Here is a 621-nt window from a genome sequence, read left to right on the forward strand (position 1 = left end):
CGCCGCTTTATCCCCGTCATGGTGTACCCGGAGCAAGCCGAGGTTCACATTTTGGAGGACGAAGCTGCTTCCAGAGCCTATATCGAGCAGATGTGGGCAGAAGCGATGGAGATTTACCGAAGCGGCAGGTTCAAGCTGGCTTTCAGCCCCGCCATGCAGCGGTATCTCAAAGAACACCAGCGGGATTTTATGCCGGAGGACACCAAAGCCGGAATGATACAGGCGTATCTTGATAAGTACACCGGGAGCATGGTCTGTTCCAAGCAGCTCTATAAGGAAGCCTTGAACCATGCTTTTGACGAGCCGAAGCAATGGGAAATCCGGGAAATCAACGAGATTATGAACCAGTGCATTTCCGGCTGGCGCTACTTCCCAAATCCAAGAATGTTTTCCGAATATGGCAGACAAAAGGGCTGGGTGCATGAAAACCCGGCAACGGACTCCGGCAACCCGTCTGAAAAAACGATGGACGGTTTTGTGGAGGTCACAGAACAGATGGAGCTTCCATTCTGAAAATGACAGCCCGTTGCCCCCCCCTGTTGCTATCCCGTTGCCGAGCCGGTTGCCGGGAAAAACCCCTTATTTCCGGGCTTTTCTCCCTTATAACAACCAAAACAACAG

General features: G+C 52.3%; 1 protein-coding gene and 1 pseudogene. One reads left to right on the forward strand and one right to left on the reverse strand.

Annotated elements, in window-relative coordinates:
- Positions 1-513: virulence-associated E family protein (locus OCV63_RS11770; protein WP_262670833.1), on the forward strand; the 513-nt coding region annotated here is incomplete at its 5' end.
- A 29-nt stretch (positions 514-542) separates the two neighbouring features.
- Here the strand turns inward: OCV63_RS11770 and OCV63_RS17455 are convergent.
- A pseudogene (locus OCV63_RS17455) lies at positions 543-621 on the reverse strand (tweety protein); the annotation flags it as partial.

It is taken from the genome of Laedolimicola ammoniilytica, from assembly GCF_025567165.1.
In the GTDB taxonomy this organism is placed as follows: Bacteria; Bacillota; Clostridia; order Lachnospirales; family Lachnospiraceae; genus Laedolimicola; species Laedolimicola ammoniilytica.